Origin of the sequence: Rhodococcus phenolicus (assembly GCF_001646785.1) — a bacterium.
GTDB lineage: Bacteria > Actinomycetota > Actinomycetes > Mycobacteriales > Mycobacteriaceae > Rhodococcus > Rhodococcus phenolicus.
Genome location: NZ_LRRH01000071.1, coordinates 63,065 through 70,072, shown reverse-complemented (window position 1 = coordinate 70,072; position 7,008 = coordinate 63,065). Strand labels below are relative to the sequence as shown.

The window sequence follows — 7,008 nt, the reverse complement described above, 5'->3', positions numbered from 1 at the left end:
CGGGCGGGACTGCTCGGGGCGAGCGCCGCGACGGGAAATGTCCTCGCCGGAGCTGGCGCATCCACTCGGGATGTCGCCGGAGGTGGCAGGGCCGATCATGCCCCCATCCTGGCACGCACCCGGAACCCGCGGAGTCGAGGACCGGTCGCCGCGGCGCGAACCGGTGGTGTCCGCACTGCGCACGACGTCATCGCGGTCATCGCGAGGAAGGCAGCTCTCCCCGGGCGACGGCGTCGACGTAGCCGTCGTAGGCGAGCCGGTAGCCTCCGGCCTTCCCGTCGAGGACGTACAGCGGATCGTCGCCGGTCTTCGAGAATCCCTCGTTGCGCAGCTCCACCTTGCGGCTCTTGAACGTGCTGGTGTGCTCGAGTTCGTCGACGATCCGCACGAACAGCGGTACCGCGTACGCCGGCAGCGAGCCGAAGAGTTCGTCGGCGAGCCGTGCACCGTCGAGTTCCGAGCCGGGATGCAACGTGACCGCGGCCATGCCGGCGCGGCCGTCGGCACCCGGGACCTCGACGCCGTAGACGACGGCCTCGGAGATCGCGTCGTGCCCGCAGACGGCCCCTTCGACCTCGGTGGTCGCGACGTTCTCGCCCTTCCACCGGAAGGTGTCGCCGAGGCGGTCGACGAACGCGACGTGCATGTACCCCTGGCTGCGCACGAGGTCGCCCGTGTCGAACCAGGTGTCGCCGTCGGTGAATCCGCCGCGCACCAGTTTCGCTTCGGTGGCATCGGGATCGGTGTAGCCGTCGAAGGGGGCGCGGTCGGTGACCTTCGCGAGCAGCAGCCCCACCTCACCGTTGCCGACGCGGCGCAGCTTGCCGTCCTCGGCCCGGCGGGCCTTGCCGGTGTCCTGGTCGTATTCGACGACGGCGTACGGCAGCGGGCACACCCCGGCCGTGTGCGTCTGGTTCAGGGCGTTGATGAACGCGATGTTGCATTCGCTGGCGCCGTAGAACTCGGCGACCCGGTCGATGCCGAACCGCTCGGTGAACTCGTTCCACAGTTCGGGGCGCAGGCCGTTGCCGACGACGAGGCGAATGTCGTTGTCGCGGTCGTCCGGACGCGCCGGCTGGTTGAGCAGGTACCGGCAGATCTCACCGATGTAGATGAAGGCGGTCGAGCCGTTGCGTTTCGCGTCCGCCCAGAACCCGGAGGCCGAGAACTTCCGGCCGAGCGCGAGCGTCGCGCCGGAGGCGAGCACCGACGACAGCGCGACCGTCAGCGCGTTGTTGTGATAGAGCGGCAGGCAGCAGTACAGGGTGTCGTCCCGGCGCAGCCGGACGCCGAGGCTGCCGAGGCCGGACATCGACTTGAGCCAGCGGAAGTGGCTCATCCGGCTGGCCTTGGGGAGACCGGTCGTGCCGGACGTGAAGATGTAGTACGCGGTGTGGTGGGCCTGCAGTTGCTCGGTGACCGCGGGGTTCGCCGAGTCGGCGCCGGCGGCAAGGGTGTCGAGTTCGGCGACACGCAGCACGTCGTCGGCCTGTGGCGGTCCGTCGAGGGATTCGACGGCGTCCTCGCATTCCTCACCGACGACGAGCACACGGCTGTCGAGCAGGCCGAGGCTGTGGGCGAGGACGTCCCCGCGCTGGTTGTGGTTGAGCATCCCCGCGGCGGCGCCGAGTTTGACGGCGGCGAGCGTGATCAGCAGAGCCTCGGGGCGATTCTTCATGAGGATGCCGACGACGTCACCGGTCTGCACGCCACGTTGCGCCAGGACACCGGCATAACGATTGACCTGCGCGTTGGCATCTCCGTAGCTGAGCGTGTCCCCTTCGAACCGCAGGAACGGGCGGTCCGGCCGGCGCTCGGCGACGCGCTGGAAGACCAGGCCGATCGATTCGCGGGCGTCGGGACGGCGGGTCAGTCCCAGCGCACCGCGCAGCAGGCTGGGGAGGTCCGGCAGCATCGCCGGAAGCTGGCCGGCAAGGCCCAGCAGGGAGATGGTCGATTTGTGCTCGGTGGTCACTGGAATCCTCTCGGAAGGTCCTGCACACAGCGTCGACGGGCGTCGTCGGCCACCCAACCTACTTGAGAGTAAGCACCCTGGCGAGAGCGCCGGGTGCCCTAGCTCACAACGCCGATCGCGCAGCGATCCAGGGCATCGGCGACCTCCGCGGTGACCTGCAACCCGTCGAGCGCGCGTTGCGCGACGAACCCGGTACCGACCATCGACCGGAGCCACTCGAGCAGACCCGTGTAGTGCCCCATCGGATCGAGCAGCACCACCGGCTTGTCGTGCATACCCAGATACCCGGCCGTCCACGTCTCGAACAGTTCCTCGAGGGTGCCGATCCCGCCCGGCAGCGCGATGAACGCGTGCGCCCGGTCCTCCATCACCTGTTTGCGTTCACGCATCGTCGCGGTGACGATCAGTTCGTCCGCGTCGACATCGGCGACCTCCCGGTGCACCAGCGCCTTCGGGATCACCCCGACGGTGTGTGCCCCGGCCGTGCGGGCGGCGTCGGCGACCGCGCCCATCATCGAGACGTTCCCGCCCCCGGACACGAGCTGCCAGCCGCGTCGGCCGATCTCGGTTCCGACGGCCGCGGCCAGCTCCAGGTACTCGGCGTCGACGGGCCCGGACGCGCAGTACACACACACCGACAGGACGACCCGAGTCCCGTTCACCACGAGACGTTCTCCTCGTACACCGACTCGGCCTCGTCGCCACGATGCGCCTCCACGACGATGCGCACAGCCTCCTCGACACTGTCGGTGACGAACAGCAGATCCAGGTCGCCGGGCGAGATCTTGCCGTCGCGCACCATGACATCGCGGATCCAGGCGAGCAGTCCCGACCAGTAGTCGGAGCCGAGCAGGACGATCGGGAACCGGGTGATCTTGTGCGTCTGCACGAGGGTCACCGCCTCGAACAGCTCGTCGAGCGTGCCGAATCCACCGGGAAGACAGATGAACGCCTGCGAGTACTTCACGAACATCGTCTTGCGCGCGAAGAAGTACCGGAAATTCAGGCCCAGATCGACCCATTCGTTGAGGGACTGCTCGAACGGCAGCTCGATCCCGAGGCCGATCGAGAACCCACCCGACTCGCTGGCGCCACGGTTCGCGGCCTCCATCGCACCCGGCCCACCGCCGGTGACGACCGCATACCCTGCCTCGACCAGCGCCGCGCCGAGTTTCCGCCCCAGCGCGTACTCGGGGTCGTCCTCCGGCGTGCGCGCCGACCCGAACACCGCGACCGCGCGCGGCACCTCGGCGAGCGCCCCGAATCCCTCGATGAACTCGCTCTGGATGCGCAGCACCCGCCACGGATCGGTGTGCACCCAGTCGGTGGGTCCGCGACGGTCCAGCAGGCGCTGATCCATCGTGGTGGTCTCGACCGCGCGGTCGCCGCGCAACTGCACGGGTCCGCGTTGAACGATCTTGGCGCGGGACTTCCGCCGGCCGGATTCGGTGTCTGACATGGGGGTCACGCTATCGGGACAGGTAGCCGCGCAGCACCGCGGCCACTTCGGAGATCTGCTGCACCGGGACGTGCTCGTCGCGCTTGTGCGCGAGATTCGGGTCGCCCGGTCCGTAGTTCACGGCGGGGATGCCCAGCGCGGCGAACCGCGACACGTCGGTCCAGCCGTACTTGGCGCGGAACCGGCCGCCTGCCGCCTCGACCAGTGCGGCCGCCGCCGGATCCGACAGGCCGGGCAGCGCGCCCGGCGAGGCGTCGGTCAGCTCGAGCGTGATGTCGAGACCGTCGAAAACCTCCCGTACATGAGCCAGGGCCTGGTCGACGGTGCGGTCCGGTGCGAACCGGAAGTTGACGTCGACGTCGGCGGCGTCGGGCACCACGTTGCCGGCGACACCCCCGGTGACGCGCACCGCCGAGAGCCCCTCCCGGTAGACGCAGCCGTCGATGTCCACCGACCGCGCCTCGTACCGCGAGAGCCGCTCGAGCACCGGGGCGAGCCGGTGGATCGCGTTGTCCCCGAGCCACGACCGGGCCGAGTGCGCCCGCACCCCCGCGGTGGTCAGCCGCACCCGCAGCGTGCCCTGGCAACCCGCCTCGATCTGCCCGGCCGTCGGCTCCCCGAGGATCGCGACATCCGCGGCGAGCCAGTCCGGCAGTTCCTTCTCGATCCGGCCGAGTCCGTTGAACTGCGCGGCGATCTCCTCGCAGTCGTAGAAGACGAGCGTCAGGTCGTGCGCGAGGTCGGCGACCGTCGCCGCCAGGTGCAGGAACACCGCGTCGCCCGACTTCATGTCGACGGTGCCGCAGCCCCACAGCAGGTCACCGTCGCGGCGGGACGGGACGTTGTCGGCGATCGGCACGGTGTCCAGGTGCCCGGCGAGCATCACGCGACTGCCCAGCCCCCGGTCCGTACGGGCGAGCACCGCGTTGCCGCAGCGCACCACCTCGAACCCCGACGTCTGCTCGCGCAGGGCGGTCTCGACCGCGGCGGCGATCACCGCCTCGTCCTGCGACACGCTGGGGATGTCCACCAGCGCAGCGGTCAACTCGACGGGGTCGGCGTGCAGGTCCAAGTGCGGTACGGGCATAGATGCACGATACGGAACGCCGGTTTTTCGCAGGGCAAACGCAGCGGGGGGATGCCCTCGCGTAATCTTCTCGACCGTGAGTGCACAGGGAGCATCAGCAGTAGGCATCGCGAACATCGCGGCGGACGGCACCGTCCTCGACACCTGGTACCCGGCCCCCACGCTGGGTGAATACGGTGAAACGGGTACGCAGCGGCTCGAGGGCACCGACATCCCGTCGGACCTGGCGCTGCTGGCCGGCACCGACGAGGCTCGCGAGGTCTCCCAGGTCGTGGTGCGCACCACGATCGCGGACCTGTCCCAGGCCCCGGTGGACGCGCACGACGTCTACCTGCGCCTGCATCTGCTCTCGCACCGTCTGGTGCGGCCGCACGGCCAGAACCTGGACGGCATCTTCGGTCTGCTCGCCAATGTGGTGTGGACCAACTTCGGCCCGTGCGCCGTCGAGAACTTCGAGACCGTCCGCTCCCGGCTGCGGATCCGCGGCCACGTCACCGTGTTCGGGGTCGACAAGTTCCCGCGCATGGTCGACTACGTCGTGCCGTCCGGTGTGCGTATCGCCGACGCGGACCGGGTGCGCCTGGGCGCGCACCTCGCGTCCGGCACCACCGTCATGCACGAAGGCTTCGTCAACTTCAACGCAGGCACTCTCGGCAGCTCGATGGTCGAGGGCCGCATCTCCGGCGGTGTGGTCGTCGACGACGGCTCCGACGTCGGCGGCGGCGCCTCGATCATGGGCACGCTCTCCGGTGGCGGAAAGGAAGTCATCTCCATCGGCAAGCGCTGCCTGCTCGGCGCCAACGCCGGTGTCGGCATCTCGCTCGGCGACGACTGCATCGTCGAGGCCGGGTTGTACGTCACCGCCGGCACCAAGGTCACCGGCCCGGACGGCACCGTCGTCAAGGCCAAGGATCTCAGCGGCGCGTCGAACCTGCTGCTGCGCCGCAATTCGGTCAGCGGTGCCGTCGAGGTCGTCCCCAACAAGGGCACCGGCGTGGAACTGAACGCCGCCCTGCACGCCAACGACTGAATCCAGTGACCCGAGTAGAGCAGTGACCCGAGTAGAGCAGTGACGGACGCCGACCCACCCCGAACGGATATCGACGATCTCGGAACCGGCCTGAAGGTCCGGCACCTCACGATGATGGGGCTCGGTTCCGCCATCGGCGCGGGCCTGTTCCTGGGGTCCGGTGTCGGCATCGCCGCCGCCGGCCCCGCGGTGCTCGTCTCGTACATCCTCGCCGGCATCATGATCATCTTCGTGATGCGGATGCTCGGTGAGATGGGCGCCGCACTGCCCGCCAGCGGCTCGTTCTCCCACTACGCGCGCATCGGCATCGGCGAGTGGGCCGGCTTCACGATGGGCTGGCTCTACTGGTTCATGCTGATCATGGTGCTCGGCGTCGAGATCACGGGCGCCGCGAGCATCGTGAACTCGTGGATACCGGGGGTGCCGCAATGGGTCGTCGCGCTGGTGTTCGTCACCTTCTTCGCCGTCGTCAACCTCGCGAAGGTCGCAAATTTCGGTGAGTTCGAATTCTGGTTCGCCGCACTGAAGGTCGCGGTGATCGTGGGGTTCCTCGTCATCGGGGTACTGCTGGTGTTCGGCCTGCTGCCCGGGACCGAACCGGTCGGGTCGACCCATCTGCTCGGTGACGGCGACGGATTCGCGCCCAACGGAATCGCCGGGATCGCCGCCGGTCTGCTCGCGGTCGCGTTCGCGTTCGGCGGCATCGAGATCGTCACCATCGCCGCCGCCGAATCCCGCGACCCCGAGAAGTCCATCGCGACCGCGGTCCGCACCGTCGTGTGGCGGATCAGCCTGTTCTACCTGGGTTCCATCGCGATCATGGTGCTGGTGCTGCCATGGACGGTCGCCGGCGACAGCGAGGATTCGCCGTTCGTCTCCGTGCTCGACGTCGCCGGCATCCCGTACGTGTCCGGCTTCATGGAGCTGGTCGTCGTGGTGGCGCTGCTGTCTGCGTTCAATGCGAACGTCTACGGAACGTCCCGGATGGCGTTCGCGCTCTCCCGCGGTGGCGACGGCCCCGCCGGCCTGGGCAAGCTCTCCCGCACCGGAGTGCCGCGGAACGCCGTGCTGCTGTCGGTGTTCTTCGGATTCGTCAGCGTGCTGCTGAACTGGCTGCTGCCGGACACCCTGCTCGAGATCCTGCTCAATGCGGTCGGCTCGGCCCTGCTCGCGATCTGGATCTTCATCGTGGTGGCGCAGTTGCGTCTGCGGCCCCGGTTCGAACGCGAAGGCACCCTCACGGTTCGTATGTGGGCGTTCCCCTACCTGAGCTGGTTCACGCTCGCACTGCTCGGCGCATTCATCACCCTGATGCTGTTCGACGACGACGCCCGCATCCAACTGCTGTCGACGTTCGTGCTGTTCCTGGCGATCGCCGCACTCGGATGGCTGTGGCAGCGGCGTACCCGGCCGAACCGCGTCCTCCGGTCGCGGTAGCCGGACCCGGCGATCTCCGG

Annotated in this window: 6 protein-coding genes; 2 read left to right on the top strand and 4 right to left on the bottom strand. The window is 68.8% G+C overall.

Annotated features, from left to right (window positions below; translation table 11 throughout):
• Window positions 1-196: 196 nt before the first annotated feature.
• From A8G15_RS19790 to dapE, 4 genes are all read right to left on the bottom strand, one after another.
• A complete protein-coding gene (locus tag A8G15_RS19790) occupies window positions 197-1,975 on the bottom strand; it encodes a long-chain-acyl-CoA synthetase (protein ID WP_169833917.1) in 1,779 nt (592 codons plus the stop codon).
• 98 nt (window positions 1,976-2,073) lie between these two features.
• Window positions 2,074-2,640 (bottom strand): LOG family protein, encoded by a 567-nt coding sequence (locus tag A8G15_RS19785; protein WP_068163423.1) that lies wholly within the window; start codon window positions 2,638-2,640, stop codon window positions 2,074-2,076.
• Window positions 2,634-3,434: an LOG family protein gene (locus A8G15_RS19780; RefSeq protein WP_068163421.1), complete on the bottom strand. Its 801-nt coding sequence runs from the start codon at window positions 3,432-3,434 to the stop codon at window positions 2,634-2,636. The genes A8G15_RS19785 and A8G15_RS19780 overlap by 7 nt, the downstream gene beginning before the upstream one ends.
• Before the next feature lie 10 nt (window positions 3,435-3,444).
• Complete coding sequence (gene dapE / locus A8G15_RS19775; RefSeq protein ID WP_068163416.1) at window positions 3,445-4,521, bottom strand: succinyl-diaminopimelate desuccinylase; 1,077 nt, start codon at window positions 4,519-4,521, stop codon at window positions 3,445-3,447.
• A gap of 76 nt (window positions 4,522-4,597) precedes the next feature.
• Between dapE and dapD the strand changes: the two genes are divergently transcribed.
• Both dapD and A8G15_RS19765 read left to right on the top strand, forming a co-directional pair.
• Window positions 4,598-5,551: a 2,3,4,5-tetrahydropyridine-2,6-dicarboxylate N-succinyltransferase gene (gene dapD / locus A8G15_RS19770; RefSeq protein WP_068163413.1), complete on the top strand. Its 954-nt coding sequence runs from the start codon at window positions 4,598-4,600 to the stop codon at window positions 5,549-5,551.
• Between the two features lie 111 nt (window positions 5,552-5,662).
• Window positions 5,663-6,988: an amino acid permease gene (locus A8G15_RS19765; RefSeq protein ID WP_342671588.1), complete on the top strand. Its 1,326-nt coding sequence runs from the start codon at window positions 5,663-5,665 to the stop codon at window positions 6,986-6,988.
• Window positions 6,989-7,008: the final 20 nt, after the last annotated feature.